The sequence below is a fragment of the Streptomyces botrytidirepellens genome (assembly GCF_003721215.1).
In the GTDB taxonomy this organism is placed as follows: Bacteria; Actinomycetota; Actinomycetes; order Streptomycetales; family Streptomycetaceae; genus Streptomyces; species Streptomyces himastatinicus.
In genome coordinates this window covers 1-26,832 of the sequence record NZ_RIBZ01000886.1, presented here as the reverse complement: position 1 = coordinate 26,832, position 26,832 = coordinate 1, and the positions used below count along the sequence as shown (strand labels likewise).

Below are 26,832 nucleotides of genomic sequence, written 5' to 3'. Positions count from 1 at the left end.
TTACCTCACAGGAAGTCGATGGAGGTCAGGTATTCGATGTAGCGGTCCAGCATCGTGGCGTCCACGGGCGGAATATCGATTCCGCTGCCACGCAACGCGGCCTTCACGTTTTCCTGCGAGAAGGTGGGAAACGTTGTTTCGAGGTACATCTCGGCGACACTCATGGTGCCGCTGGAGCACCGGTCGATGAAGAGCGGCGCGAAAGGAGTCATGGGGTGGTCCGGCTGTTCCACGGCAGTCGTGACGATGCGTTCCAGCCACTGTTCCCAGGGGATTTCGCGGATCGTGTGGCCGTGGGCGCGAAGCCTCTCGGCAAGGAGCGAGATATTCACCTTGCCGGGATTGGTCAGGTGGTAGACCTCCCCGGCGGGCAGCCGGCTCGAGGCGATGTGCAGCAGCGCCGCCGCATAGCAGTCCACTGGCGTGTAGTCGAGGGGAAGTTCGGCGATCGGCGAGGTCCCGGTGTCGACGACGAACCGCTTCATCGCACACATCTCGGTTGCGGTGTTCCAGGCACCGGTCGCCTGGTCGCCGGAAATGTCGGCGGCGCGGTAGATGGCGACCGGCAGGCCTTCCGCGGCAGCGTTCTGAAGAAGCGCTTCGGCGACCCATTTGCTTTCCACATAACCGACGGAGAGGTGGTCGGCGTGGGCGAGCGGCGTCTCTTCGGTGACGTGCCGGACCCCGGCGGTCCCGAAGCCGGAGACCACCGCCATGGTGGAGACGTAGTGGACGGGGATGTTCCGGTAGCGGCCGGCCATCCGGATGATCTCCCGGGTGCCCTCGACGTTCGCCGGGCGCATGTGGGAGTACGGGTAGATGAAGTTGACCAGCCCACCAGGGTGATGGATGACGTCGATGACCTGGGCGAAGTAGTCGAACTCCTCATCCGCGAGTCCGAACTGCGGCTTGCCCAGGTCGCCGGGAACAGCCGCTATCCGCCCCTCGGCCCAATAGGACTCCAGACCGTCCTTCATGTAGTGCAGCGCATTGTCCTTGATGCGTTCCCTCGCCTGGTCGGCATCCGCGGCGCGTACGAGACAGTGCACGGTGGCGCTGGTGGTCGTCAGGAGTTCACGCAGCAGATAGATCCCGAGGAACCCTGTCGCTCCGGTGAGGAATACGTGGGAGGGGTCCGCCCATGACGTGGAACCCGTCGGCTGCCGCTGGATCGGCACCCCGACAGCCGTGTCGGCCTCGAGGTCGACGTGCGACGCGCTGTCGGTGTAGAGGGTGCCGGCACGGGCCGACTCCACTGCCGACGCGAAGCTGCGCAGGGTCGCGTGCTCGAGAAGGAGCCGGATGAGAGGGCGGACCTGTGTGATCAGGATGCCGAGTGAAGCCCGCACCTTGGCGAGCAGTTCGGCCGCCAGAATCGAATTGCCGCCGAGGTTGAAGAAGTTGTCGTCGGGCGCGACCGATTCCACGTCGAGCACCTGGCACCACAGGCCCGCGACGGCGCGCTCGACCATGCTGGCGGTCGGAACGTCGGTGTCGGCTCTGGGCACGACGGTGGGTTCCTGCGACGGGTCGGGCAGCGCGGCAAGGTCGATCTTGCCGTTCGTCGTCATCGGCATCGTGTCCAGCTGGATGAACTTCGCCGGGATCATGAACGTGGGCAGTCGGCCGGCAGCGAAGGCCCGCAGCTCGACCGGTTCGAGCCGGTGCGGAGAGCCGCTCGCGGTGAAGTAGGCGGCAACTTGCAGCTCGCCCTTGGCGTTGAAGGCCGTCACCGCGACGTCGTCGATGAGATGGTGCGCCGACAGGGTCGCCTCGATCTCGGCCGGCTCCACGCGGAATCCATGGATCTTGATCTGCCTGTCGGCCCGTCCGACGACCTCGAGATTTCCCTCCGCCGTCCAGCGGCCGACGTCGCCGGTGCGGTACACGCGTGTCGGTTCGCCTTCTGACCCGGGCAGGTCGAGGAAGCGATCCTTGGCCGGGGTCTGCTCGGCGAGGTAGCCCTGGGCGACGCCGGGGCCGCCTATGTATATCTCTCCGCGCTGCTGGGGCGGGACCGGCTTCATGTCCTGGTCCAGCACGTGAACAGCGGTCTGCGGCAGTGGCCGTCCGATGGGCGCCGGTCCCTGGGGAGGGAGCGATTCCCGGGTGATCTCCATGGTGCACGACGTGATCGTCGTCTCGGTCAGCCCGTAGGCGTTGACGAGCCGGGAGTCCGGCATGAGGCGCAGTGCGGCGTCGCAGTCGGCGGCATGCACCGCGCTGCCACCGACGATCGTGAGCCGGACCGGCAACTCGGCCGGGCTTTGTGCGAGTTCGGCAAGGAACGACCGCCAGTAGGGCGGGGTCAGGTCCATGACCGTTACGCCGAGCGAGGCGAGCCTGTGGGCCAGCTCGCTCGGCGCCCAGTTGTACTCGGGCAGGACGAGCGTCGCCCCGTGGACCAGTGGGACCAGGATCTGTTCGATGGAGGTGTCGAAAGAGAGCGCGGCAAACTGAAGGACGCGGTCATCCGGGCCGATGCCATACCGCTCGTTCACGCTCTGGCAGAGGTAGCCGAGCGAAGCGTGGCTCACCTGCACGCCCTTCGGTGTGCCGGAGGAGCCTGAGGTGTAGACGATGTAGGCGGTGTCCGAGGCATCAACGGTGATGCCGGGAGGGTCGGCGGGCGACCCGGCAACGGTGGCTGCGACCGCGCTGAGAGTCGGCACCGAGAGGCCGGTGAAGCGGTCTTCGTGCTCGGAGCGGGTGACGACGGCGGCACAGCCGGTCTCCTTGACGTATGTGGCGAGCCGGTCGTCCGGAACTCCGGGCTCCACCGGCAGGTACGTCGCCCCTGCCTTGAGGGTCGCAAGGAGCGACACGATCAGGTCGATCGAACGCTCGAGGTGGGTCATGACGACGGATCCGCGTCCGACCCCGAGATCCTGGAATCGGTGAGCGAGCAGGTTGGCACGCTCATCGAGTTCGGTGTAGCTGATCCGATGGCCGTCGTGTTCCACTGCTGTCGCATTCCGTCGTGCCGCCGCCACGGCGGCGAAACGTTTGTGCGCGAAAAGCTTCCCGGTCAAGTCCATGAGTCCTCTGCTCCATTGCGGGTGTGGAGAACGCTGAAGGGGTCGTCAACGTGTTTTTGGACGTGGTGACTTCACGCCGGAGATTGCGCGAGCTCCGGAGTGTGAAAAGAGGAATGAAGGTATTCGGCTAGGCGCGTCCAGCCACTAGGGGAATACCGGACCGCGCCTGCTCATCGTCTGGGAATTCCCGCTACGAGCTCGACTGCTTGCTCAGGGGACCGACCGGCGAAGCGATCGTCGCGTTCGCACGGTGGATTGAGGCGCCGGTTTCTGCAAGTTCTCGGCATGACTGGTTCATGCGTGATCGATTCCCCCATGTTGTGCCTACCGACGTCGCTGCGTCGGTGAACGGCGAAGACTTCCTGTGCGGTCGCGCTTCACCGGTACGGATGGCCCTGGTTGCTCCACTTGGCAATCAGTCAGGGCCCTCGCTGTGCACTGTTGCGGTTGGTGTGGCCACCGCATCGAACGCCGTTGAGGAAACCCCATGGGGGTAGGCCGTGTCAATGGGGACAGTTGAGCGCGGCACGGCGGCGGAACTCACTGTGGAGAAATGGTGTATGGACCGGAAACTGCCACCGCCCGGATGGACGCCGGCACCCGCGGAGCACACCTCGACCCCGGCGCGCATTGCCGCTTTCGGTGCCTGAGCTGGCAAATCACGGTAAGGGGAGCCGGGCTCCGTATACGAAATCCGCTCAGACCGCGCCGCTTGAAGATGAACGGGAGGGAAGCGCGGTCGAACTGGTGATCAGAGATGCGCACGCCGCCGTCACATGCACGGCACCCGAAGCGCTTGCTTCCCCTAGGGGGTAGGGGTATAGGTTGCCTGCATCAACGGGGAGCTTGGGTTTCTCCGGCTGCTGTCACGTGGGCCGGTCTGTCGCCAACGTGACACGAGATCAACCACCACCCAGGCAGAGAGAGGTCCAGGCAATGATCGTCAAGGTCAGAGGCGTCCTGCTCCGATTCACCAACTATGAGAACGACATCGCCGTCGGCGGCGCCACCGTGCGCGATGGCCTGACAGCTCTCACCGAGCGCTATCCCAACCTCGCCGAGGTGCTCCTGGACCGCCAGGGAAGCATCCGCTCGACGCACCTCATCGCCCTCAACGGCGAACAGCTCTCCCAAAGCGAGCTGGACCGGGAGGCCACCGAGGACGACCGGGTGGACATCGTCACCGCGGTGTCCGGGGGCTAGGCCCCGATGCCGCGCACTTCCACCTACGAAGTCGTACTAGACGCGGGCATGTTCGCTCCCACCCAGCTTCAGGTCACCACCGTCGGCAGACTCGGATTCCAGGCCGGCACCCGCTGGGTGCGCGATCACGTGTGCAGTCACCGCAGGCTTGTGTCGGAGCACGGGGTTGGACTCGTCCTGTGGGCATGGCAACTGGAGTACGAGAAGCCGCTGCGGTTCCACGACGCCGACGCTGTCACCATCGACGTCGCTGCCCAGGTACGCGGACCGCGCGCCTCCCAACTGGAGTTCGAGACGACGCTCTCCGGCCCTGCGGGAGTGGCGGTGCGCACGCGCGCCGCGTCGGTCCCGCTGCAACTCAGCGGCGACTCGGCGCTCTCCGGCACACCGGCCACACTCCCCGGCTCACTCGTCACCGCGTTTCACGACGACGAAGTCGAGCGCACGCCGTACCGGTCCCCCGTGCGCGCACTACAGGCGCAGTTCGAACGGGAGGGTGAACTACTGGCGTCGAGCACCGAGGATTTGCCGAGCTTCCGCATCCACCGCCACCACTGCGAGGTGGCCGATCAGTGGTACTGGGCCGAGTCCCTCGGCTTCGCCGGCGGCGCACGGGAAGAGTTCGTCCGGCGGCACGGCACGAACATCCCGGAACTGCGCGACGCCTTGTCCGACGGAATCCGCCGGATCGACGCGACGTGGCTGCGGACCGGCCAGCTGTGGGATCTGCTCCAGGTCCGCACCACCGTCCACCGCCACCGCGAGGGCATCGCCTTCGTCCATGCGCTGGAGTCCGCTGACGAGGACGACAGGCCGTACGCGATCATCGTGGAGCGCACATGACCAACGGGGAAAACCCGTCGCCGTCCCAACTGTCCACGTTCGACGTGGCGGCGGAGTTCGAGCAAGCACTGGGCTGCCCCTTCGATCCCGGCACCGGCATGTCGCTGGCCGGCGGAGTGCGCGCGGACGAGCGCGAAGCGGAGCCCACCGCGGCCTATGAGGCGGCCTGGGCAGCGGGCCTGCACGAACACATCGTGCCCGGCTCCGAAGGTGGCCGACTCGTGTCGTTCGAGTCCATGTTGGGCGTGGTTCGGGCAGCGTCACGTCGGGACCTGGCGGTCACGATCGGATTCGGATCCACACTGCTCGCCGCGATGCCGATATGGGTGTGGGGCGACAAAGAACAGCGGAGCAGGGTCGCCGAGCTCATACTGTCAGGCGCCTGGGGAACGGCCGCCATCAGCGAGAAGTCCGCTGGAAGTGACCTGCTGGCCACCGGCACCCGCGCCACCGCGACCGCTGGCGGGTATGTACTGAATGGGGAGAAGTGGCTGGTCGGCAACGGCCGACGGTCCTCATTCGCCACCGTGCTCGCGGCGTCCGATCCGTCCTTCGGGTTGTTCCTGGTCGACTTCGCCGCAGTCGATGACGACGCGGTGAAGCGACTGCCGAAGGTACCCACCCACGGGCTGCGCGGGCACGACCTGAGCGGATTCATCCTCGATGGCTGCCAGGTCGGCGCCGATGCCGTCCTCGGCAGACAGGGACGCGGCGTCGAAATGGTCACCGGAATGCTCCAGTTCACCCGGACGATGGTCGGTGGGACCAGCCTGGGCGCCGCTGACACCGCTCTGCGGATCGCGCTGCGCCACGCACGGACGCGCGTGCTCTACGGAAGCCCGGCGCTCGAGATGGCGCCGGTCCGCTCGCTGCTGGCGCGTGCCTTCGCCGACGTACTGGTCGCGGAGTGCACCGAGTTGGCCGCGGCCCGCGCGCTCGACGTGGCACGGCAACGGATGCCGCTGTGGTCCGCGGTGGCCAAGTACGTGGTACCGGCCTTCTGCGTGGATGCTGTGAACGACTGCGGCGAGATCCTGAGCGCACGCGCCCATCTGCGCGAGGGCATCGCACACGGCGCCTTCCAGAAGCTGGCGCGCGACATCGCGATCACCCCGGTGTTCGAGGGCACGCAGCTGGTCCAGCTGGACACCATCCGTGCCCAACTGGCCAGCGGGGCACGGCGACGCGAGGCCTGCGGGACACGCACCGAACTGTCTCCGGCCATGCTGTTCGGCTTCGGCGAGCAGCCCATCGCACCGCCCGCGCCCCGCGAACATCGCCCGTCGATCATCTACGGCGGTGTCGATGAGGTGACCGGCCTTCTTGATGACGCGGTCGGTGCCCTGCACGACGACCCGGAACTCGCCTCGCTCGCGGGCCTGCTGCGCACGGCACGCGACCAGACCCGGGAAACGTTCCGCAGGCTCGGCACGCAACGGACGGCCGAAGCGTACGACGCGGCCCGCCGGCACTGCCTGGTACACGCGGGAGCCTGCTGTCTGCACACCTGGATCCAACGCCGGCACGCCCTCGGCGGCCTGGCCACGGACCGAGCCTGGCTCTCGGTAGCGCTGCGCCGCGTCGTGGCGCGGCTCGGCTCCCCCGTCGAGCCCGACGGGGAAGCGGAAGACCAGCTGGTGCGACGACTCGCAGATCTGGACGACGACGACCAGGCGTTCTCTCTCATCCCGCTGCGTCTCGCGACGCAGCACCGCGAGCCGACGCCGGCCTGAACCCAGGAGGACGCCATCACCACCGCTAACGGCATCACCGAGCCCGTCGGCAGCTGGCTTTCATCGCTGATCGCGGAACTGCTCGGCACGAATGAGCAGGAGATCCCCTTCGACCGGCCGCTCGGCGAACTCGGTATGGACTCGCTGACCGCGGCTCAGCTCTCCGCGGACCTCGAGGAGCGCTTCGGCGCCCTCATCTCACTCGAGCGTTTCCTCGGCGAGGAGACACTCGCGGAATTGGTACACCAGCTGGAACGCGACGCCGCCGCGACCAGCGCGGCACAGGAGGCCGGAGCGTGACGTCACAAACACCGCAGGCCGACGTGGCGCACGCCTTCGGCCAGGGCCACCGCACGCTGGAGGCGGAGGTCGAGCAGATCCGGAGTGAGGCCCGGCGCCGCTTCGGAGGCTTCGTACGGGAGACAGTCAACCCAGGCTCGTATTTCCGCGAACGTGACTGGCGTCTGGTCGACAAGCGCCTCCTTGCGCGAGCGGCCGAGATCGGGCTGCTCCAGTTCTCCCTGCCGACCCACGTCGGTGGCGCGGGGCGGGACAAGTTCGCGTGGGGCGTCGTGGTCGAGGAACTCGCCCGGCTCTCCCTCGACCCCGGCTTCTCCGTGCTCGTCGACACCACCGTCGAAATCGCCGAGGTACTCCTGTCCGGCGACGGACAGGAGCTCATCGAGCGCTATGTCCCGGACCTCGTCGCGGGCCGGCGCTTCGTCGCGCTGGGCGCCTACGAGAGCAAAGACCCCTACGACTACGAGTGCACGGCACGGCTCGAGGGCGGGGAGTGGGTGCTGAGCGGCACCAAACACTTCGTCACCGGCGGTCTGGCCGCTGATCTGTTCGTCATGTTCGTCCGCGACGAGGCTTCCAACGACATCCTCGCGTTCGTGGTCGAGAAGGACGACCCCGGCGTCGCGGTCATACCCCTGGAAACGATGGGGCTGCGCACCATGGGCCTGGCCCAGGTGGTTCTGCACGATGTACGCGTGCCCGGGTGGCGGCAGGTGTGGCATGCCGACGCGCTCAGCAGGTTCAACACGTACGCGCGCGGCCGCCGGATCATGACCGCGTGTGGCATCACCGGCGCGTTGCACGGCGTGATCGAAAACTGTGTCCAGGCGCTGTCCTCGCGCAGGCGCAGCGGGCGCCGCGTACTCGACTACCCGAACGTCGAACGCTCCATCGGCGAGATGCGCATGCTGCTCGAGGCATCCCGCGCAACCGTCCACCGTGCGCTGGACGGGACCCGCTCTCCGGACCGGGACGCGTTCTTCGACGAGTTCGCCACCGTCGCCAAGCACCACGCCGCCGAGAGCGCGGTGCGCATCGGGCAGCTGGTGATGAATCTCCAGGGCGGTGAAGGTTACATCAGCACGTTCCCGTGGGAGCGCTTCATGCGCAACGTGCTGGGGATGATCGGTGGTCAGGGCTCGCAGGAACTCCTGCTCATGCAGTTGGGGCAGCGCACCATCGTCGGTCTGGAAGGCAAGCGCGTACGCGAGGATGCCGCCGAACTTTCCGTCGCCAAGCTGGCGGACTCCTGGTGGGCCCTGCACGCGGCCGAAGCCGTCGTGTCGGATCCCGCCGGAGAGTTCGCCGAAACCGCGCGATCGGTGGTGTCGGCGGCCGGGCTCGCGTCGGCCGACACAGCTCCGGGCCTGCACGGCGAGCTGGTCGCGTTTCTCGACCGCGCTCACGCCATGGCGAAGGCCGTTCGGTCCGGACAGGCCCCCGACGTCATGCCCCGGGGGCCGGAGGGACTGTTCCCCGGACGCCTCGAGGGCGTGGCCTGGGCGGCGTGGAGCTGGCTCGCGTGCGCCATTGCTCAGGAAACAGGTCTGCTCGCGCGGCTGCTGCGGCCGTGCACGGTGAAGGAGGCGGCCGCGGACCTGCCCGAGGACTTCACGCGCGACCTCCTCACACTCTTGGTCGGTGCCTCACTCGTCCACACGGACACCCATGGTCGCTACACCATTGACCAGCGCCTGGAACAGGCACTCATGGGCGGTCCTCGTACCTCGGCGTTCGCCACGCGGCTGCGTCGCGCCCTGACCCGCACCGCGCACCTGCGTACGGGGACGACGGCCGCGGGGCGGGAGCTGATGGCCGGATGCGGTGACGAGTCGCCGGTGCTCGCCGACGTCCTGGTCAACTCCTCGCTCGGAAGGCTGGAAGGACTGTCGGATCTGCTGGTCACTCCCGGCGCACGGGTGGGATGCGCGGCCGGCGACGGCGCCCGGTCGGCGGCTGCACTGGCGCGGAACATCCCCTTCGCGTCGATACTCGCGTTGGAGCCGCGGCAGACGGCCCCGAACGCGACCGGCGACGTCCGGGTGGAGACCCGGGCCTGCGACCTCGATGGTTTCGAGGAAGACGACGGGCTCGCTCTCGCGTGGCTGCCGACCGCCGGGCTGCCGACCGCCGATCTGCGGCGGGCCATCACCGCCTGCGCTGCGGCGTTGGTACCCGGCGGCTGGATCGTCCTGCCGAACCCCCTTCCGCCGAAGCGCCCGATCGGTGCGGCGGCAGCACGCCTCGAACTCGAACTCGCCGGCTGGACAGAGCCGGCACAGGGGGGCGTCGAAGCCTTGCTGGAGGAGGCGGGGCTGGGGCTCGTCCGAACGGTGTGGGAGGACGCCGTACTCGGCATCCGCCTCACCGCGGCACGGCGCCCGTAGTCATATCGGCCCTGGTCGGTCCTTGAGCACATGAGCACGGCGGCCCGGAGCCTCGCGTCCCGGGCCGCCCCTCGGCGGAAACGGCCCTCACCGAACCGAGCAGGACCTCCCCCTTCCGGTCACCCTTTCCGAAACGCCCATGAAACCCCAGCAATGGAGGGGCCCCGCATGTCCGCAGATCGAGCTCCATCGCCCACGAGGTGGTGGACACTCGGGATCGTCGCGCTCGGCACATTCATGCTGATGCTCGACCTCAGCGTGGTGGCTGTCGCACTTCCTGACATCCAGGAGTCACTGCGCAGCAGCTTCGCCGACCTCCAGTGGGTCTTCGACGCGTACGCCCTCACGCTGGCGATCTTCCTGGTGGCCGCGGGCTCACTCGCCGATCGCCACGGTCGGAAGAAGGTCTTCCAAGTGGGCTTCGCGGTCTTCACCATCGCCTCATTGGCCTGTGGCCTCGCCGGCGACGCCACCGCCCTGAGCGTCTTCCGGGCGATCCAGGGCGTCGGCGCCGCCATCATGTTCGCCGTAGGCCCCGCCATGCTGAGCCACGAGTTCCACGGCAAGGAACGCGCCACCGCCTTCACCGTCTTCGGCGCCGCCGTCGGCCTCGCCGTCGCCACCGGGCCCCTCATCGGCGGCTCCCTCACCAGCTCCCTGTCCTGGCGCTGGATCTTCTACTTCAACGTTCCCATCGGGGTCATCGCCCTCCTCATCGGCGTGTTCCGCGTCCGTGAGTCGATGAACCGCCGCGCTCATCCCACCGACTGGCCCGGCCTGGTCACCTTCAGCATCGCCCTCGGCGCCCTGGTCTTCGCCACCATCCGCGCCCCTGAAGAAGGCTGGACCAGCGCCTTCACCCTCACTCTCTACGCCGCGAGCATCGGTTTCCTCGCTCTGTTCGTGGTCATCGAACGCCACATGGGCGAACGCGCCATGTTCGACCTCGCGTTCTTCCGCAATCCCACCTTCGTCGGCATCTCCCTCGTTGCCATGATCGGTAACGCCGGAGCCCTGCCCTCGATCTTCTTCGAGACCAGTTACCTCCAGAACATGCTCGGTATGGACGCTTGGGAAGCCGGCCTGCGCTTCCTGCCCCTGACCATCGCCATGTTCGTCACCGGCGCCATCAGCGGCAGCCTCATCGGCAAGGTGCCCTTCCGTTTCCTCCTCGGCACCGCCCCTGCCGTCATGGCCACAGGCCTGCTCTTCCTCAACACGACCGAGGCCGACTCCGCCTGGACCGTCCTCATCCCCGCGTTCGTCATCGCCGGATTCGGCATGGGCATCTTCAATCCCGCCCGCGCCGCCGTCGCCGTCGAGGTCGCCGAACCCGCCAAATCCGGCGTCGCCTCGGGCATCAACGAAACCTTTCAGCAAGTCGGCATCGCCGTCGGTATCGCAGGTGTCGGCGCCTTCTTCCAGAACCGCGTCGCCGACGGCTTCACCCACTCCGAAGTCGGCGAACGCCTCGGCCACGACAAAGCCGACGGGGCCGCCGAAGCCGTCAGCTCCGGCTCTCTCGAAGCGGTGGCCCAAGAAGGCGGCGGCGCCATGCGCGACCAGATACTGAGCGCCGGGCGGGACGCCTACATGAACGCCTTCCACAGTGCCATGAACGTCTGCGCCGCCCTCGGCTTCATCGCCGCCCTCGTCGGCTTCCTCATGATCCGAACCAAGGATCTCCACCACCACAGCGCAACGTCCGACGTTCGCCCCACCAGTGACCGCGTGACCGCGATGTAGGTCAGGCGACCAGGGCCGCCAGTCCCACGGTCCCTGAAGGATGTCAATAGTCGAGCTAGCTCAGCCGCGCACGCGGGAGGCTCGCAGCGCGCCGTACTGGAGCGCCGCGAAGCCCGCGACCACGGCCGCCTGGAGCGGTATCCACACCGCCCCGGCGGTGGACGGCGACAGCCACAGTGCGAGCGCCGCGATGCTGAGCACCGCCCACGCCAGGTTCGCCTCCACGACGCCCCGCACCGCGAGGACCGGCGGGTGCGCCCGGGACGCGAGGAAGCCGACGCCCGCCGCGTACACCAGCAGGAACGCTCCCGCACAGACGAGCAGCACCCGGTCGACGCCGAGCAGGTCGCCGAGGGGCCCGGAAACGGCCAGGCAGGCAAGGCCGTTGGCACCGGTGACGGCGGCGTCGAGGGCCAGGAAGCGGCGCAGCCAGACGCGGGCGGCGTGGGCATCGGCGGGTGCGGTACCGCCCAGGTGCGTTGCGGACATGGCAATCGACCTCCGTCAAGGGAAGGGGCGCTGGTCAAGACCGGGCCCGGAGCCGGAGTGCGCCGGCTCCGGAACCCGATGGCCCTCACCTTGCCGTCGCCCGCGCGGACGGTCGATTACCCCGCGGGTAAGCGAGCGTCGTTTACCGGCGGACCGCAGGCGAACCCGAACGCTGCGGCGCCCCGGGCAGGGTCGGCGCGGCGGGCCGGTTGCGTGCCAGCATGAGCGCGGGCACCGCGGCGAGGACGAAGAGCACTCCCGCCATCGCGACGTAGAGGTACACGCCGGTCGCCGAGCTCACCGGGGCGCCGTCGGCAAAGGTCTCGGGAACAAGGGTCGCTTTGAGCACCTCGCCGCCCGCGATGTTGAAGACGACCGAGCCGACGGCGAGCACGACCGACACCAGACCGGCGATCGTGCCCTGCCGCTCGGGCGCTTCGATGCTGGTCGCCAGGTTGTAGCCGGAGGCCCCGATCGCGCCGGCGGCCATGCCGAGCAGGGCGCCGCAGGCGATCGCCAGGGGGAGCACTGATACGCCCGCCAGCATCGCGAACGTCGCCACGATCCCGACGGCGATGCCGCCGAGGAGGGGCAGTGCGGGACCGAACCGCCCCGCGATCCATCCGGCGCACGTGCCGCCGATGACGATGCCGACGTTGGGCGTGGCGAGCAGCACTGCGACCGCCTCTCCGTCGCCCAGCCCGTAACCGAGCCCCAGGTCGGGGGGCACCTGGGCGATGATGCCCGTCAGTTGCAGCATGCTCCGGAAGGAGCCTGCCGCCAGGACCAGGGCCAGCAGCGTCAGCAGGATCGGGCGGCTGAGGGCCCGGATGTCGATGATGGGTTCGTCGACCCGCAGCCCGCGGAACGCCCAGCCGGCCAACACGGCGGCACCGGCGGCCAGCAGCGCGATCATGCCCCCGGACAGCCATCCGAGGTCACTTCCGAGGCTGGTGTAGGCGAGCACCGCACCGAGACCGCCGCCGAGCAGGAGCGCCCCGCCCACGTCGATCCGGCCGGTGCCGCGGACCGGCGACTCCGGGATGAAGGAACGCACGCAGAGCGCGGCAGCGGCGGCGAGCAGCGCCGCCACGACGAACACGCTCCGGTAGCCGAACACATCGATGACCGGCTGCATCAGGAACGGCTCGATGATTCCGACGAGCGACGAGCCGGACGTCACGAGCCCGACCAAGGCCATCGCCACCCCCGGGGTGCAGATCTGGCGTGCGAGGGCCACCGTGATGAAGACCGCGGCGAAGGCGGCGCCTTGGAGGAAGCGCCCCGCCAGGAAGATCCAGACGTTGGGGGCGACGAGGCAGACCAGCGCTCCTGCGCAGGCGAGGAGCAGCGTGCCGATGAGTATCCGGCGCTTGCCGAAGATGTCGGAACTCTTCGCGAGCAGCGGCGACCAGATGGCCCCGGCCAGCATCGCGCTCGCGTTCAGCCACGCGGCCTGGTCGGTGTCGAAGTGCTCCAGTAACTGGGGCAGGACCATCATGGGCGAGCCGATGACCACGTCGGCCAGGACGTTGGCGAGGGTGAGAACGGCCGCCCAGAGGACGAGCCGCTTGCTCCAGTGGTGCTCTCGGGCGCCCGGGGCGGGCTTTTCCAGCGTGTCTTTCACTGTGCGTTCTCTCCAGCGCGTCGAGGGTCAGGTCCCGGAGCGGTGCCGGGTGCTTGCAGCGCCTTGTTGCGGGCGGCAATGGCGGCCCAGGTGGTCGGCAGCATGCGGTCGCGACCGCTGTGGACACGGTCCTGGGCGAACGTGACGTAGGGGCGCTGCCGGGCCTCGTACCGTGCGAACGCGGCGGCGTGGTCATGGCCGCACCGCTGAAGTTCTTCGGCGAGAAAGCGGGCGCCGGTGAGCGCGAGTGAGGTGCCCCGGCCGGACAGGAAGGCCGGGCTGTATCCGGCGTCCCCGACGAGGACGACGCGGCCGCGGTGCCAGGAGGGCATATGGATCTGGCTCGCGGAGGTGAGGAAGAAACCGGGATCGGCGCGGGCCGCGTCGAGCAGCTCCGGGATCCGCCACGACCGGTGGCCCGCGAAGGCCTCGATGAGGATCTTCTTCTGGGCGTCCAGGTCGTGGTGGTCGTAGTCGATCGGTTCCGAGCGGAACTGGAAGACCGCAACGGCCTTGCCCTTGTACCGGAAGATGCCTGCCATCCGGCTGGGGACGTTGTATATCGAGTTGGCGCCCTCGGATCGCGCCTCGCCGGGATGGTCGGCGAGGGCCAGGTAGACACCGAGGTGCCGGAGGTAGTCCTCCTCGGGCCCGAACACCAGCCTGCGGACCGCGGAGTGCTGGCCGTCGGCACCGAGCACCAGGTCGTACCGCCCGGTGCGGCCCGACGCGAAACGCACGTCGACGCCGCCGCCGTCGTTGCCGCCGCCGTTGCCGCCGTCGCTGTCGCCGTCGGTCAGTGCCTCGATCGAGTCGCCGAAGCGGATCGTCGCGGTGTCCGGGAGCGCATCGGCGAGGATGCGCACGAGGTCCTCGCGGAGGAGCTCGATGTCGTCGTCGGAGTCGCTGATCTCCGCCATCGGGATCCGCGCCACCGGCTCGCCGTCGCTGTCGACGAACTGGGTGAGCTCGGACATCCGGATGCGTTGCTTCTGGATCTTCGCGAGCAGTCCCATCCTGTCCGCGGTCCCGATGGCATCACCGCGGACGTCGATGGGTGTGCCGGTGAGCCGGAGGTGGCGGGCGTACTCGACGACGGTGACGTCGTGGCCGCGGGTGCCGAGCTCACGTGCGCAGGCGAGCCCGGCGATACCGGCTCCGGAGACAAGGATCTTCACGTGTGCGCTCCAGGTTTCGCTGAGGTGGGCGTGCGGATCGGATCGGCCGCCGCTCGCCGGTCGGGCAGGCGGAATCCACGGAGCGGTGCGGCCGGCGGGCAGGCCGCGGCCGCGGCAACCCGATACTTAAAGAAACAATCTGTCGCTTTTAGCGAGCTTACTTACCACCGGCTTGCACCGCAACGCCGCACCTGACGACAATCGGCACCCGAGGAGAAAACAGGAGGTGAGCGCGGCGATGGCCGACGGGACCGCTGACCGGCCGCCCGCACGGCGCCCCGGTGGCCGCAACGCGCGGGTGAGAGCGCAGATCCTCGCCGCGACCGTCGAACTCGTGGCGCGCGATGGCATCGCGGGCTTCCGCTACGAGGAGGTCGCCGAGTTCGCCGGCGTGCACAAGACCAGCGTCTACCGCAACTGGCCCGACCGCGAGGAGCTGGTGGTCGAAGCCCTGCTGCGCTACGCCGAGGATCTCGCCTCGGTCGCCGACACCGGCGACATCCACCGGGACCTGGTGGACTTCATACTGGCCCTGGCCGGTGGACTGGAAACGCCGTTCGGCCGGACGCTCGAACAGGCCATCCAGCCCGCCCGCCACAGCGCCACCGTCAAGGCGCTGACCAAGATCCTCGACCAGCGCGTGGCCGCCATGCGGCGGCGGGTGGACACCGCCGTCGACCGGGGCGAACTCCCCCCGGTCGACAGCTCCTTCCTCGGCGAGATGATCTCCGGCCCGGTGCACCTCATCGTCAACCGCGGCATGCGCCCGTTCACCCGCACGGACGCGGAGCGCATCGTCGGCGTCGTGCTCGCCGGCATCCGGGCCACGGCACCGCACGCCTGAGCAACGCCCTGGCCGCACCGTTCAGCCGAAGGCCGGGGCGCCCGTCATGTCCGCGCTCAGCGCGGCAATAGGATCGCCCGCATGGCACTGCGACCTGTTCAGGTGAACATAAAGGCTCTTGATGGCTTGGCGGTCGGCCGGTTCTGGGCGGAGGCGCTCGGCTGGAGCGTTTTCCGACCCGGCGTGACCACCTACGTGGCACCCGTCGGCAGCCTGGTCTGGCCGGACCCGGTCGCCGTCTGCATCGATATCGTTCCCGTCCCGGAACTCAAGACCGCAACAAAGAACCGTGTGCACCTCGATCTCGCCACCACCTCCGCGGCCCATCAGGCGGAGTTGGTGGCGCGTCTCCAGGATCTCGGCGCGACGCCCGCCGACGTGGGCCAGGGCAACGTGCCGTGGACGGTCCTCGCCGACCCGGAGGGCAACGAGTTCTGCGTGCTGGAGCCTCGGGAGATCTACCGGGACACGGGGCCGATCGCCCGGGTGGTGGTCGACTGCGCGGATCCGCGGGCCATGGCCCGGTTCTGGGGTGAGGCGATGGACTGGACCCTGCACGAGGTGACCGACGAACAGGCGGTGTTGCGCTCCGCCAAGGGTGTCCGTCCGCATCTCGAGTTCCTCCGCACGCCCGGCGCGAAGACCGTGCCGGACCGCGTTCATCTTGACCTGCTGCCGTATCCCGGTGACGACAAGGCAGCGGAGGTGGCCCGGCTGCGGGCCCTCGGCGCCACCGACCTCGACGTCGGCCAGGGCGACGTCCCATGGACGTGCCTGGCCGACCCGGAGGGTCACGAGTTCTGCGTCCTCGCCCCGTCCTGACGCGGAGCCTTGACGACACCCCGACACACGGCGGTCATGGGATGGTCATGAACTGCTTGGCGTTGGCAGGATCTCGACGTACCCGTCGGTGCCGTGCACGCGGATCCGCTGCCCGTCCCGGATCAGCCGGGTGGCCTGCTCCACGCCCACGACGGCCGGCAAGCCGTACTCGCGGGCGATCACCGCGCCATGGGTCATCAGGCCACCCACCTCCGTCACCAGGCCCGTGATGCCGACGAACAGCGGCGACCAGCTGGGGTCCGTGAAGGACGTGACGAGGATGTCGCCCGCCTCGAGATCGGCCTCCGCCATGTCGAGGATGACGCGGGCCCTCCCCTCGATGGTCCCGGCGGAAACCGGGAGGCCGATCAGGGCGCCTGACGGCACGTCGTCGCGCCGGTACGCCCCGGTGACGGCCTCGCCGTCCGAGGTGAGCACCCGGGGCGGTGTGAGCGCCTGGTACGACCGGAACGCGTCCTTGCGCTGTTGGATGAGCCGGTCGTCCACCTGGTTCGAGCGCACGACGTCGTGGAGTTCCTGGAACGTGAGGTAGAAGACGTCCTCCTTCTCAGGAAGCACGCCTGCCCGCACGAGGCGCCCGGCCTCCGCCAGCAGGGCCTGCTTGTAGACGAAGTAGCGGCTGACGATGCCGTACTTCGGGTACTCCCGGTACCCGATGAAGGTGCGGACCCGGTCGATCATCCGCTTGGCCTCGTCGGCTTTCCGGTCTCCGTCCGGCAGGGCCCGCAAGCGCGACAGCACGTCCTGTTCCTTCTTCTGCGCCTTCTGCCGCCCTTCCTCGAAGCGCCGTTCGGCGGCGCCGGGCTCGAAGTTCCTGACGTTGTCGAGGATCACGGGGACGAGCGTGGCGGGGCGTTCGCGCCAACGGGGCCTCGTGATGTCGATCTCGCCGACGCAGCGCATGCCGTACCGGTCGAGGTAGGTCTCGATGGCGTCGCGTGCTTCGGTCCCGCCCGCGAGCTTCGGCAGCTCGTCCAGGAAGCCCTCGTCCTCGACGCCCTGGAGGAACGCCACCACCTCCGGATGCGGACGGATCACGTCCGCGACATCGAGCAGCGCCAGTCCCATCTCCGACGTGATGTTGTCGGGGGCGGACAGCGTGAGCGTGTCAGCCGCGTTCTTCTCGCCCAGCCACTCCTGAAGCTGGTCGTTGAGCCACCACGTGGCCTCCATCCCCGCCATGATCACCTGAAAGCTCAGCGGATCGCTGAGGACGCGCTTGTGCTCCTCGAAGGCCTCCAGCAGGAAGTCGAACAGCGCCGGTCCGGTCTTCGTCCGGATGTCGCGCTCCAGGGCGGCGATGGAAGCCTGGCTGCGCTCGATCAGCTCGGTGACGATGGCCGGATCGGTCGCGATCGGGGCGGGCCCACCGCCGGCGGGCGGCCCGCCGGGACCCGCGTCCGGGAGCGACGGGACGAAGTCGTCGCGGTCGAGGACGGTCTCCAGCGCGTCCCTGACCAGCGGATCGCCTCGCCCCATGAGGTCCAGGAGGCCCGCGCGGCTCGCGGGCGAGGCCAGGCGCCGGGTGACGTCGACGAACAGCCTGCCGCCGGCCGTGTGCATCGGAGCCATGGCCGTCAGCTGCCACATGGAGAGCCCCAGGGGCTTCATGGGGTCGGTCATCATCTGCTGATGGCCGACGGAGACGTAGACGTGATTCTCCTGGTCGCCGGTCTCGGGGACGGGGAACAGCGTCGTGATCGGCCGGCTCTGAACGATCCGGAAGTCGTCGTCGACCAGGCACCATTCGATGTCCTGCGGGCGGCCGAAGTGCGCTTCGATCCGCCGCCCGAGCTGTACGAGCCGCACGACCTGCGCATCCGTCAGTGCCGGTTGCTCCTGCCGCTGCGAGTCGATCGCCACTTCCTCCGTACCGCCGGTCGGCAGGGCGTGAACGGCACGCTGTTTGGCGGCGATCGTCTTGGCGACGACTTCGCCGTGTCGCACCGTGAAGACGTCCGGGTTCACCAGGCCGGAGACCAGGGCCTCGCCGAGGCCGAAACCGGCGTCCACGGTGGCGACTTTCCGGTTGCCCGTGACGGGGTCGGCCGTGAACAGGATGCCGGCCGCGTGCGGGAAGACCATCTGCTGCACGACCACGGCCATGTGGACCGTACGGTGGTCGATGCCGTTCCGCCGACGGTAGGTCACGGCCCGCTCGGTGAACAGCGAGGCCCAGCACCGGCTGACGTGCTGGAGGATCGCCTCCGGCCCCACGACGTTCAGGTACGTGTCCTGCTGGCCGGCGAAGGAGGCCGTCGGCAGGTCCTCAGCCGTCGCGCTGGACCGGACGGCGCAGGCGGCCTGCTCGCCGAGCCGGGCGAGCGCGCGGGTGATCGCCCCCGCGAGATCGCCCGGGATGACGATCCCTTCGATGGTCCGGCGGATCTGCGCGCTGAGCGTGCGGATCGCCTCCCGGTCGTCCGGGTTCACGCGCGACAGCTGATCGAGCTGATCGTCGATCGACGGCGCTTCCGCCATGATCCGCCGGAAGGCGTCCGTCGTCACGCAGAAGCCACCCGGCACGCGGATGCCGTCGATCCGCGACAGCCCGCCCAGGTGCGCGCCCTTGCCGCCGACGACCGCGACCTGCGTCTCGTCCACCTCTTGAAGATTCCGCACGTACTGCACGTCGTGCCCCCCATTTCCGCAGGTTGTGGTCTCGGCCGACGATTCTGCGCCGCGACCCGGGTCTTGCCGCAAGCCCCCCATCGCGCTATAACTTGAGAGTGGCAAGGAGAGCGATCTCCTTGCCTTTGTTGTGTGCCGTCCGCTGGAACTGACGCGCGCCCCACACCGTCGTCAATTGGCCGCTCAGCTTCTGACGCACGCCTCGATGACCGCCGCGACCTGATCCGTCGCCGCCGAGTTCTGGTCCGCTCGGCGTGCCAGCCCCAGGTCGACGGTTTCGGTCTCGACGAGCGGCAGGTAGGTCACGCCGTCGAGGCGGAGGCTCTGTACGGACTCCGGGACCAGGGCGACGCCGTGGCCCGCGGCGACGAACACGACCAGGGTCGCCGTCTCACCGACCTCGACCAGGGCGGAGGGTTCGAAGCCCGCGCGGGCGCAGGCGGCGAGGACCCGGCCGTGCATGGAGGAACGGTCGCGGGACGGATGGACGACGATCGGCTCGTCGGCGAGGGCCGCGAGGGGGACCTCGTGGCGGTCCGCCAGCGGATGTCCGGTGGGCAGGACGGCCACCAGGCGTTCGGACCGGAGGGTGGTGACCTCGACGGCGGCGTCCACCGGGGTGTCGGTGCGCACCAGGGCGAGGTCGTAGGTGCCGTGGAGCAGTCCTTCGACCAGTTCGGGGTTGAGCAGCTCACCGCGCAGCTCCAAGGACACGCCCGGCAGCTGTGCCCGTACCGTACGGGCGATCCGCGGCAGGACGTCGTAGGTGGCGGTTCCGACGAAGCCGATGGACACGCGTCCGGTCCGGCCGGTGGCGAGCAGTGCCATCTGGTCCTTGGCCCGCTCCACCTCCTCCACGATCGACCGTGCGTGGGTGACCAGGTGGCGGCCTGCCTCGGTGAGCTCCACGCGCCGCGTGGAGCGGGTGAAGAGCGTGGTCCCGAGTTCTCGCTCCAGCTGCTTGAGCTGCTGGGAGAGGGCGGACTGGGCCACGTGCAGGCGCTGGGCGGCGCGGCCGAAGTGGCATTCCTCGGCCAGAGCGAGGAAGTAGCGGACCTGCCGGAGTTCCATGACCTCAGCTTATCTCTGCGGCTGATTAATCGAGCGGAACTGGATACTGGATTAGATCAATCCCGGGACCTACGTTGAGTCCCATGGTTGCCAGCTTCGTCTACACAGCAGCGAGAACGCCGTTCGGGCGGTTCGGTGGAGCGCTCGCCGAGGTGCGGCCCGACGATCTCGCCGCGGTCGCCGTCTCCGGGGCCCTGGCCAAGGCGCCGTCGCTCGACCCGGCCCTGATCGGCGACGTGGTCTGGGGCAACGCCAACGGCGCGGGCGAGGAGAACCGTAACGTCGGCCGGATGGCGGTCCTGCTGGCGGGGCTGCCGACCTCGGTGCCCGCCACGACCGTCAACCGCCTCTGCGGCTCCTCGCTGGACGCGGCGATCATCGGCTCGTGTGCCGTCGAGAGCGGTGACGCCGACATCGTCCTCACCGGCGGAGTGGAGTCGATGACGCGGGCGCCGTGGGTGCTGCCGAAGCCGTCACGCGCCTTCCCCGCCGGTCATGTGACCGCCGTGTCGACGACCCTGGGGTGGCGGCTGGTCAACGAGCGCATGCCGAAGGAGTGGACCGTCTCCCTGGGCGAGGCGAACGAGCAGCTGGCCGAGCGGTTCGCCATCGACCGGGAACGGCAGGACGCGTTCGCCGCCCACTCGCACCACCTCGCCGACGACGCCTGGAACGCGGGTTTCTACGACGACCTGGTGGTGCCCGTCGTGCTGGACGGCGAGGTCCAACTCGCCCGCGACGAGGGCATCCGCCCCGGATCGACACCGCAGAAGCTGGCCGGTCTCAAGCCCGCGTTCCGCCCCGACGGCGTCATCACCGCCGGAAACGCCTCGCCCCTCAACGACGGCGCGTCCGCCGTGCTGATCGGCTCGGAGGACGCGGCGTCGCGCATCGGCCTCGCGCCGCTGGCCCGGATAGCGGGCCGCGGGGTATCGGCGCTGGAGCCGCAGATGTTCGGCTTCGCGCCGGTCGAGGCGGCCGAACGGGCCCTGAGGCGGGCAGGGATCTCCTGGTCGGACGTGTCCGCGGTCGAACTCAACGAAGCCTTCGCCGTTCAGTCGCTGGCCTGCGTGGACGCCTGGAAGATCGATCCGGCCATCGTGAACACCAAGGGCGGTGCGATCGCCATCGGCCATCCCCTCGGCGCCTCCGGCGGTCGGATCCTGGGCACGCTCGCCGCGCGGCTGCGCGCGTCGGGGAAGCGGTGGGGCGTCGCCGCGATCTGTATCGGTGTCGGACAGGCCCTGGCGGTCGTCCTGGAGAACGTTGCGGAGCAGACACGATGACCGTTCAGGTGTGTACGGATGCCGATGAGGCCGTGGCCGGGATCAGCGACGGCTCGACGGTGCTGGTCGGTGGGTTCGGCATGGCGGGCATGCCGGTCGAGCTGATCGACGCGCTCATCCGGCAGGGCGCGGGCGATCTGACCGTGGTGTCGAACAACGCGGGCAACGGCGACACCGGGCTGGCCGCCCTGCTGGACAAGGGACGGGTGCGCCGGATCGTGTGCTCCTTCCCCCGCCAGTCCGACTCCTGGGTCTTCGACCGGCTCTACCGCGAGGGACGGATCGAGCTCGAAGTCGTGCCACAGGGAACCCTGGCCGAACGGATGCGCGCGGCCGGTGCCGGTATCGGCGCGTTCTTCTGCCCCACGGGCGTCGGTACGCCCCTCGCCGAGGGCAAGGAGACCCGCGAGATAGACGGCCGCACCTACGTGCTCGAGTACCCCATCAAGGGCGACGTCGCCCTGATCGGCGCCCACACGGCCGACCGGATGGGCAACCTCGTCTACCGCAAGACCGCCCGCAACTTCGGACCGGTCATGGCCACCGCCGCGACCACGGTCGTGGCACAGGTCCGCGACATCGTGGAGACCGGTGCCCTCGACCCGGAGACCGTCGTGACCCCGAGCATCTACGTCGACCGCATCGTGCGGACGGAGGCGGCCGCATGAACCCGACCAGCTCACTCGTGGAGAACCCCGACCGGGGGCCGCTGGGCAAGGACGAGATGGCCGCCATCGTGGCGCGCGACATCCCGCACGGCTCCTACGTCAACCTGGGCATCGGCCAGCCGACGCGGGTCGCCGACCACCTCCCCGACGGATCGGGGGTGGTGCTGCACACCGAGAACGGCCTGCTCAACATGGGCCCCGCGGCCAAGCCCGGCGAGGTGGACCCCGACCTCACCAACGCGGGGAAGATCCCGGTCACCGAGCTGCCGGGAGCGGCCTACTTCCATCACGCCGACTCCTTCGCGATGATGCGCGGCGGCCACCTCGACGTGTGCGTGCTCGGCGCGTTCCAGGTCTCGGCCACCGGGGACCTGGCCAACTGGCACACCGGCGCGCCCGACGCGATCCCCGCCGTCGGGGGTGCGATGGATCTCGCGATCGGCGCCAAGAAGGTGTTCGTCATGATGTCGCTCTTCGCGAAGGACGGCTCGCCCAAACTGGTGAGGGAGTGCGGTTATCCGCTGACCGGGCTGGGATGTGTCGACCGCGTCTACACCGACCTCGCGACCTTCCGTCTCGGCCCCGGAGGCGCCACCGTGCTCGAAACGTTCGGCATCACCTACGACGACCTCGCGGCACGCCTCGACGTACCGCTCGCACCGGCGAACGGGGCCGCCTGCTGACCCAGTTCGGTCACGAGGAGGAACCGGAGGCCCCGGACGCCCGGTCGAGGGCCGTCAGCACCTCCGCGCGCCGGGGCTGCCCGGACGCCCGGCTCACGACCCGACCAGCCGGGTCGAGCACCAGCACGGTCGGCGTCCGGAGGATGCCCAGCCGCCGGACCAGCTCCAGCCGCTCCTCCGCGTCGATCTCCACATGCGCGGTGCCCGGCATCGTCCCGGCGATGTCCGCGAGCAGCCGCCGCGTCGGCCGACAGGGCGCGCAGACGGCGGTGGAGAACTGGACCAGGGTCGCCCGGTCCCCCAGTTCGGCCCCCAGCTCCGCCGCCGACAGGCGCACCGCGCCGTCCCGCGGCCGCGGCCGGAACCTCCCGCCGCGCGCCGCACGCACCACCCCGAAGACGCTCGCCAGCAGGAGCACCGCGGCACACACCGCCAACCCGATCATGCGACCAGTCTGCACCCGCCCGGACTCGTCCTCGCCATCCGGCCATCGCCTCCCGGTACTCCGCGCCACTACCATGACCGCCATGGACTCCCCCCGCCTGCTGTGGCTGACCACCCGCCGTGTGGTCGACCTCTGCCGGGTCACGACCAGCGGCTGTCGCTGACACCCGCACCGGCCCGATCACAGCCCTTCCTCCTCCGGAGTCTCCCCTCATGCAGATCGACCCGCGCGGCCCCCGGTTCGCCGCCGCGCTCACCACCCTCGTCCTGTGCGCCGTACTGATCACCGGCAGCGGGGTCCTGCTCGCCGCGCAAACCGCGGTGTTCGCGCTCGGCGCGTTGGCCGGTTTGCGGTACTCCCCGTACGGCTGGCTGTACCGCGTCGCCCTCCGGCCCAGGCTCTCCGCGCCGGGTGAGCTGGAGGACGCCCGGCCGCCCCGCTTCGCCCAGGGCGTCGGCGCCGTCTTCGGCATCGTCGGCACCGTCGGCTACCTCGGCGGCGCCCCCTGGCTGGGCATGGCCGCGACCGGGCTCGCCCTGGCCGCGGCCTTTCTCAACGCGGCCTTCGGCTACTGCCTCGGGTGCGAGATGTACGTCCTCATCCGCCGCGTCCGCAGCGCCTGAGCACACGCCTCGGCTCATCGGCTCACACCGAGGTGTCCGCCTCGCGGGAGGTGAGCAGGGCACGGACCGCCTCGACGGTGGCCCGGACCATGGCGGGGTCGCAGCCGCCGCGGGCCCGGGCGCTGAGGCGGACCGGGGGGACGGCCGGGAGGTCGTGACGTGGCGTGAGGCCGTCGGGGTACGGGCTGCCGGGGATGGCGAGCAGGGCGGCGCCGAGTCCGGCGCGGGCCGCGTCCAGGACCCCGGCGAGGTATCCGGCCTCGGCGACCACGGTGGCGGGTGTGTGCTGGGAGGCGAGCGCCGTCAGGGCGCGGCGGCGGATCACGCACGGGTCGCTGATGGCGACCAGTGGCAAGGGGGCGGGGGCGGCGGGTGGTTCCCAGCCGGGGGCGGCGTACCAGCGCAGAGGCAGTTCGCCCACCGGGGTGCCCGGGGCCTGTGCCGCCTCGGTGACGTAGACGGCGAGATCGAGTTCGCCTCGTCCGACGGCGTCCGTCAGCTGCGCCGAGCGGTCGATGCGCACACGGACCTCGGCGCCGGGCCGGGTGTCGCGTACGGCCGCGGTGAGCACGGGAAGGATCTGGTCGGCGCCGTGTTCGGTGGCGCCGATGACGACGGGGGCCGCGTCGGGCCGGTCCTCCCCCATGAGCCGACGGACGGCGGCGTCGTGTGCGCCGACGATCTGCTGGGCCTCTTCCAGCAGTCGGGCGCCGTGGGTGGTGAACCGGGTCTTCCTGCCGTCGCGTTCGACGACGGGGCGGCCCAGGGACTTCTCCAGCCGCCGAATGTGCTGGCTGACGGTGGATTGGCTGAGGGCGAGCGCGTCGGCGGCGCGGTGGAAGCCTCCGAAGTCGGCGACGGCGATGAGGCTGCGCAACGCCACGATGTCCAGTACCGGCCGCATGTGCGCAGGCTAGCACCGATCGATCGCAGATCGCGATCGATTTTGATGGCAAATCATCGTTGGACGGCCGACTCCGGGCTCGTGCATCCTGAGGTCATGCCACGCACACCGCTCGTGGCGGCCCGTCGGCCGCACACGCCCCGCACCGGATCCGGGCCTTCGGCCGCCGGACCGGCGGTGTGCCGCGCCCGGTGCGCCTGGCTGACCCGGCGGCGCGTGGTCGACTTCGGCCGCACCGGCGCCATGCGCTGTCGCTGACCAACAGCTCTTCCCGGCCCTCGCGGCCGGTTCTCGCCGCCGGTCTTCGTGCCTGTTGGCCGTCTTGGCCCTCGCCTATTCGTCTCCTCGCTTCCGCGTCGGCAACGTCGGCGACGGTTTCCTCTCTTCGCCTCCCCCCCCTGTCCCGTCCGCGCCTCCGCGCCCCCGCGGCTGCTCCGCCTCGCTCGTGCGGGCGGGCGCCGCTGTCGATGAATCGAGTTCTCATGTCCTCTGCTCAGCCTGTCCACTCCTGGGACGAACCGGCGGGAATCGCCCCGCGTGGCACGCTCGTGCTCCTCCCCGGGCGGGGTGAACACGGCGGTGTGTACGAGCGGTTCGGCCGCCGGATCTCCGCCGACGGCTATCGCGTCCGTGCGCTGGGGGATGCCTCGTCCGACCCGGAGGCCCTCACCGAGGCGGCCGCCAAGCTGCTGCGCGACGAGACGCACCCGGGCCCCCGCGTACTGGTCGGCTCCGACACCGGGGCGTCCCACGCGGCTCGGCTCGCCGCCCTCGGCACCCCGGGGCTGGACGCGCTGATCCTCGCCGGACTGCCGACCGGGCCGCACCCCACCGGAACGGCCGCTTCGGACTGGGAGGACGAGCTGGAGCAGCGCACCGCCTGCCCCACCCACCGGGGCAGGCTGACCGACGACGCGGCGTTCCGGCGCGGCGCCCTGGCGGCCCCCACGGCGCCGGAGTTGCCGACGCCGGACGGGATCTCCGTTCCGGTGCTCGGGCTGCACGGTGCCGAGGACACCGTCAGCCCGCTCGACGAGGTCCGCGGCGTGTTCCGCGGCCTGCCCGGCGCTGAGCTGGTGAGCCTGGCCGGCACGCGGCACGACGTCCTCAACGACGTGACCCACCGCACCGCCGCCGCCACGGTGGTCCTCTTCCTGGAGCGGCTGCGGCTGGATTCCGGTCTCGCACCCATCGCCGTCACGGAGGACCTCGTATGAGCGAGCCCGTCCTCACCACTCCGGCCGAGCTGTACTCCCGGCTGTTCCACGGCGATCCGGCGCCCGTCGTCCTGGACGTACGGTGGCGGCTCGGCGATCCGCACGGCCACGATCACTACCTCGCCGGACACCTCCCCGGCGCGGTCTACGTCGACCTGGACACCGAACTCGCCGCTCCTCCCACCCCGGAGCGCGGCCGCCATCCGCTGCCGGACCCCGCCGCGTTGCAGCGGGCCGCGCGCCGCTGGGGACTTGGCCCCGGTCGGCCGGTGGTGGTCTACGACGACAACGGCAACACCGCCGCCGCCCGCGCCTGGTGGCTGCTGCGGTGGGCCGGGGTCGAACGGGTCTCCCTGCTGGACGGGGCGCTGGCCGCGTGGCGCGCGGCCGGACTGCCGGTCGAGGTGGGCGAGCCCGCCCCACCGGCCGAGGGGGACGTCGTCCTCGCCGCGGGGCAGCTGCCGGTGCTGGACGCCGACGCGGCGGCCGAGGTGGCCCGTACGGGCGTCCTGCTGGACGCGCGGGCGGCCGAGCGGTACCGGGGCGAGACCGAACCGGTCGATCCGCGCGCCGGGCACATCCCCGGCGCCCTCTCCGCCCCGACGGGCGACAACCTGGCGCCGGACGGCACGTTCCACGGCGTGGAGGAGCTCGCGCGGCGCTTCACCGCGCTGGGCGCCGACGGCACGACAGAGGTCGGCGTCTACTGCGGCTCCGGCGTCACGGCCGCCCACACGGTCGCGGCCCTGGCCCGCGTCGGCATCACGGCCGCGCTCTACCCCGGCTCCTGGTCCGCCTGGTCCTCCGACACCACGCGCCCCGCGGCCGTGGGTGCGGCGGCGGGCTGATCCGCCGCGCCCGCACACCTCCTTGAACCCTTCCCGACCGAGAGGCCGCACCATGCCCTCCCCACACTCCTCCGTGTCCGGGGCCTCACCGCCCCCGCGCACGTCCGCACCACCACCCCCCGGTGCGGCCAAGGACCCGACGCCGCCCGCCCAGCCCGCCGCGGCGCGGACGTCCCGACCCACCGCCGCGCGCACCCGGCCCCGCCTCCGCCTCCGGGTCCCGCG

At 70.1% G+C, this 26,832-nt stretch carries 23 protein-coding genes; 15 read left to right on the top strand and 8 right to left on the bottom strand.

All coding sequences use genetic code 11. The features are described 5' to 3' along the window. Positions 1-5 precede the first annotated feature (5 nt). A complete protein-coding gene (locus tag EEJ42_RS49860; protein WP_123108759.1) occupies positions 6-3,038 on the bottom strand; it encodes an amino acid adenylation domain-containing protein in 3,033 nt (1,010 codons plus the stop codon). 936 nt (positions 3,039-3,974) lie between these two features. On the opposite strand from EEJ42_RS49860, the gene EEJ42_RS49855 reads away from it, so the two are divergent. The 6 genes from EEJ42_RS49855 (at position 3,975) to EEJ42_RS49830 (ending at position 11,250) form a co-directional block, all read left to right on the top strand. Continuing rightward, positions 3,975-4,241 (top strand): MoaD/ThiS family protein, encoded by a 267-nt coding sequence (locus EEJ42_RS49855; RefSeq protein WP_123108758.1) that lies wholly within the window; start codon positions 3,975-3,977, stop codon positions 4,239-4,241. 48 nt (positions 4,242-4,289) lie between these two features. Next, positions 4,290-5,084 carry an acyl-CoA thioesterase gene (locus EEJ42_RS49850; RefSeq protein ID WP_246098074.1) on the top strand — a complete coding sequence of 265 codons (795 nt, stop codon included), beginning with the start codon at positions 4,290-4,292 and terminating at the stop codon, positions 5,082-5,084. Continuing rightward, on the top strand, positions 5,081-6,817 hold the full coding sequence (locus tag EEJ42_RS49845) for an acyl-CoA dehydrogenase family protein (RefSeq protein ID WP_123108756.1): 1,737 nt from the start codon (positions 5,081-5,083) through the stop codon (positions 6,815-6,817). Before EEJ42_RS49850 ends, EEJ42_RS49845 begins: the two co-directional genes overlap by 4 nt. A 15-nt stretch (positions 6,818-6,832) precedes the next feature. Next, the gene (locus tag EEJ42_RS49840) at positions 6,833-7,117 is read left to right on the top strand and encodes an acyl carrier protein (RefSeq protein WP_123108755.1); all 285 of its coding nucleotides are present in this window, start codon (positions 6,833-6,835) and stop codon (positions 7,115-7,117) included. Beyond that, positions 7,114-9,504: an acyl-CoA dehydrogenase family protein gene (locus tag EEJ42_RS49835; RefSeq protein WP_246098072.1), complete on the top strand. Its 2,391-nt coding sequence runs from the start codon at positions 7,114-7,116 to the stop codon at positions 9,502-9,504. Before EEJ42_RS49840 ends, EEJ42_RS49835 begins: the two co-directional genes overlap by 4 nt. Before the next feature lie 168 nt (positions 9,505-9,672). Continuing rightward, complete coding sequence (locus EEJ42_RS49830) at positions 9,673-11,250, top strand: MFS transporter (protein WP_246098070.1); 1,578 nt, start codon at positions 9,673-9,675, stop codon at positions 11,248-11,250. A 60-nt stretch (positions 11,251-11,310) separates the two neighbouring features. Here EEJ42_RS49830 and EEJ42_RS49825 read toward each other — a convergent pair whose 3' ends face one another. The 3 genes from EEJ42_RS49825 to EEJ42_RS49815 all read right to left on the bottom strand — a co-directional run bounded on the left by EEJ42_RS49825 (position 11,311) and on the right by EEJ42_RS49815 (position 14,544). After that, positions 11,311-11,739, bottom strand: a complete 429-nt coding sequence (locus EEJ42_RS49825) for a hypothetical protein (RefSeq protein WP_123108753.1) — start codon at positions 11,737-11,739, stop codon at positions 11,311-11,313. A 142-nt stretch (positions 11,740-11,881) separates the two neighbouring features. Continuing rightward, positions 11,882-13,366 (bottom strand): MFS transporter, encoded by a 1,485-nt coding sequence (locus tag EEJ42_RS49820; RefSeq protein WP_184503649.1) that lies wholly within the window; start codon positions 13,364-13,366, stop codon positions 11,882-11,884. Beyond that, positions 13,363-14,544, bottom strand: a complete 1,182-nt coding sequence (locus EEJ42_RS49815; RefSeq protein ID WP_123108752.1) for an FAD-dependent monooxygenase — start codon at positions 14,542-14,544, stop codon at positions 13,363-13,365. The genes EEJ42_RS49820 and EEJ42_RS49815 overlap by 4 nt, the downstream gene beginning before the upstream one ends. A gap of 226 nt (positions 14,545-14,770) precedes the next feature. On the opposite strand from EEJ42_RS49815, the gene EEJ42_RS49810 reads away from it, so the two are divergent. Together EEJ42_RS49810 and EEJ42_RS49805 are read left to right on the top strand one after the other, a co-directional pair. After that, on the top strand, positions 14,771-15,388 hold the full coding sequence (locus EEJ42_RS49810) for a TetR/AcrR family transcriptional regulator (protein WP_246098068.1): 618 nt from the start codon (positions 14,771-14,773) through the stop codon (positions 15,386-15,388). A gap of 81 nt (positions 15,389-15,469) precedes the next feature. Next, positions 15,470-16,210 carry a VOC family protein gene (locus tag EEJ42_RS49805; protein ID WP_123108750.1) on the top strand — a complete coding sequence of 247 codons (741 nt, stop codon included), beginning with the start codon at positions 15,470-15,472 and terminating at the stop codon, positions 16,208-16,210. Positions 16,211-16,255: 45 nt separating this feature from the next. On the opposite strand, the gene rph is transcribed toward EEJ42_RS49805, so the two are convergent. Then, positions 16,256-18,862 (bottom strand): rifamycin-inactivating phosphotransferase, encoded by a 2,607-nt coding sequence (gene rph, locus EEJ42_RS49800; RefSeq protein WP_123108749.1) that lies wholly within the window; start codon positions 18,860-18,862, stop codon positions 16,256-16,258. A 183-nt stretch (positions 18,863-19,045) separates the two neighbouring features. Continuing rightward, positions 19,046-19,933 (bottom strand): LysR family transcriptional regulator, encoded by an 888-nt coding sequence (locus EEJ42_RS49795; protein ID WP_123108748.1) that lies wholly within the window; start codon positions 19,931-19,933, stop codon positions 19,046-19,048. An 83-nt stretch (positions 19,934-20,016) separates the two neighbouring features. Here EEJ42_RS49795 and EEJ42_RS49790 point away from each other — a divergent pair, with 83 nt between their 5' ends. Genes EEJ42_RS49790 through EEJ42_RS49780 form a run of 3 tightly spaced genes read left to right on the top strand, consistent with a single transcriptional unit; the run spans position 20,017 to position 22,570 of the window. Continuing rightward, the gene (locus EEJ42_RS49790; RefSeq protein ID WP_123108747.1) at positions 20,017-21,219 is read left to right on the top strand and encodes a thiolase family protein; all 1,203 of its coding nucleotides are present in this window, start codon (positions 20,017-20,019) and stop codon (positions 21,217-21,219) included. After that, complete coding sequence (locus EEJ42_RS49785) at positions 21,216-21,887, top strand: 3-oxoacid CoA-transferase subunit A (RefSeq protein ID WP_123108746.1); 672 nt, start codon at positions 21,216-21,218, stop codon at positions 21,885-21,887. Before EEJ42_RS49790 ends, EEJ42_RS49785 begins: the two co-directional genes overlap by 4 nt. Further along, positions 21,884-22,570, top strand: a complete 687-nt coding sequence (locus EEJ42_RS49780; protein ID WP_123108745.1) for a 3-oxoacid CoA-transferase subunit B — start codon at positions 21,884-21,886, stop codon at positions 22,568-22,570. The genes EEJ42_RS49785 and EEJ42_RS49780 overlap by 4 nt, the downstream gene beginning before the upstream one ends. A 10-nt stretch (positions 22,571-22,580) precedes the next feature. On the opposite strand, the gene EEJ42_RS49775 is transcribed toward EEJ42_RS49780, so the two are convergent. Beyond that, positions 22,581-23,015, bottom strand: a complete 435-nt coding sequence (locus EEJ42_RS49775; RefSeq protein WP_123108804.1) for a TlpA family protein disulfide reductase — start codon at positions 23,013-23,015, stop codon at positions 22,581-22,583. Positions 23,016-23,227: 212 nt separating this feature from the next. On the opposite strand from EEJ42_RS49775, the gene EEJ42_RS49770 reads away from it, so the two are divergent. Then, positions 23,228-23,638: a DUF4395 domain-containing protein gene (locus EEJ42_RS49770; protein ID WP_123108744.1), complete on the top strand. Its 411-nt coding sequence runs from the start codon at positions 23,228-23,230 to the stop codon at positions 23,636-23,638. Between the two features lie 22 nt (positions 23,639-23,660). Here the strand turns inward: EEJ42_RS49770 and EEJ42_RS49765 are convergent, their stop codons facing one another. Further along, positions 23,661-24,542: a LysR family transcriptional regulator gene (locus EEJ42_RS49765; protein ID WP_123108743.1), complete on the bottom strand. Its 882-nt coding sequence runs from the start codon at positions 24,540-24,542 to the stop codon at positions 23,661-23,663. 96 nt (positions 24,543-24,638) lie between these two features. On the opposite strand from EEJ42_RS49765, the gene EEJ42_RS51595 reads away from it, so the two are divergent. From EEJ42_RS51595 to EEJ42_RS49755, 3 genes are all read left to right on the top strand, one after another. Continuing rightward, complete coding sequence (locus tag EEJ42_RS51595; protein WP_184503648.1) at positions 24,639-24,800, top strand: hypothetical protein; 162 nt, start codon at positions 24,639-24,641, stop codon at positions 24,798-24,800. 224 nt (positions 24,801-25,024) lie between these two features. Further along, positions 25,025-25,759, top strand: a complete 735-nt coding sequence (locus tag EEJ42_RS49760; protein ID WP_184503647.1) for an alpha/beta hydrolase — start codon at positions 25,025-25,027, stop codon at positions 25,757-25,759. Further along, on the top strand, positions 25,756-26,607 hold the full coding sequence (locus EEJ42_RS49755) for a sulfurtransferase (RefSeq protein WP_123108742.1): 852 nt from the start codon (positions 25,756-25,758) through the stop codon (positions 26,605-26,607). Before EEJ42_RS49760 ends, EEJ42_RS49755 begins: the two co-directional genes overlap by 4 nt. The last annotated feature ends 225 nt before the right edge of the window (positions 26,608-26,832 follow it).